Annotated in this window: 2 protein-coding genes; both read right to left on the reverse strand. The window is 42.0% G+C overall.

What is annotated here, in order from left to right; translation table 11 throughout:
• Nucleotides 1-144 precede the first annotated feature (144 nt).
• On the reverse strand, nt 145-678 hold the full coding sequence (locus tag R7P35_RS25760) for a polysaccharide biosynthesis/export family protein (protein WP_005463089.1): 534 nt from the start codon (nt 676-678) through the stop codon (nt 145-147).
• A gap of 12 nt (nt 679-690) precedes the next feature.
• Nucleotides 691-1116 (reverse strand): outer membrane beta-barrel protein (locus R7P35_RS25765; RefSeq protein ID WP_318093286.1); only part of this gene is annotated, 426 nt, incomplete at its 5' end.

The raw sequence follows: 1116 nt of genomic DNA on the forward strand, positions 1-1116 counted from the left end.
ACGTCAATGAGAATATAAGCGTGAACGCAGCAATGCTAAGCCAGTTTTTTTTCAGCGTTTTAAAGTGATGGCCAAAACGAATCAGTTCCACTTTGTTCATCTGGAAATTGTTGGGATGAGTTCCGTTCATTTGATTACCTGTCACTAGAAGAAGCTCTGATCAATAAAGACAATGTCACCTGGTTCAACCGTGCGCTGCATACTCACGCCTTCTACGGTTTTGCCAGTTTTGTGTTTGGTTAAGTTAATGCTTTTACGTGAAGCTCTATCGGTGAGCCCGCCAGCTAGTGCGATGGCTTTTTCTATCGTCAGTCCTGGTCGATACTCAAATCCTCCGGGTTTACGAACTTCGCCATTGACGTAAAACAAACGGAAGTAATTGATTGTCACCATGACTTTCGGGTTGATCAGATAATCACCTTTTAAGCCCGTTTCGATTTCGTACTTGAGCTGTTTTGGCGTTTTATTGATCGCTTTGATTCGTCCAAGGTAAGGGTAATCAAAGTAACCATCTGACGTGATGAGGATGTTTTTAATAGAAAGATCTTCCTCCCCGTAAACTTGCACTGAAATAGTGTCACCAGTATCGAGTAGGTAATCTTGTTCGTTTGAATTCGCGCTAACAAAAGTACTGAAAAGTAGCAGAGCTAGGCCAATTAACTTGAATAATGGATTCATTAACATTCCTTGTTACAACGAAAATTGCGCGCTTAACGTCCAGACATTTTGGTCGTAGCTATAACCTGAACGATTGGATGTTTTGTCTTGATATTGCCAATCCGCTTTCAATTGAATCCAGCGTCTAATTTGATAATCAACGCCAGCGGAAAGGGTATATCGTTCGTCATTTCTCGTGATGCCGGTGTAATCATCTTCTTGATAAATGCCACCTAAACGAGTGGCTAAATAGCTGTTCCAATCGTGTTTGATATCTAGGCGATAACGAGTCTGTAAGTTGTAGTCACCATCTTGGTCAGGGTTGACGGCTGCTTGGGTAGTTTTGACCGTCACCAACGTTTGCTCTTGTGGTAGCCATTCAAATCCGATATCCCAGCTAAAGCCTTTGAAGGTTTCTCGTTGTTCACTATCAAAGTCTTTAACTTGATAGCCAAGCCT

This window comes from Vibrio sp. Vb0304 (assembly GCF_033338995.1).
Classification (GTDB): Bacteria; Pseudomonadota; Gammaproteobacteria; order Enterobacterales; family Vibrionaceae; genus Vibrio; species Vibrio alginolyticus.

Coding starts and splice junctions, on each gene's coding strand:
- R7P35_RS25760 (WP_005463089.1), bottom strand. CDS start 678: ATGAATCCATTATTCAAGTTAATTGGCCTAGCTCTGCTACTTTTCAGT.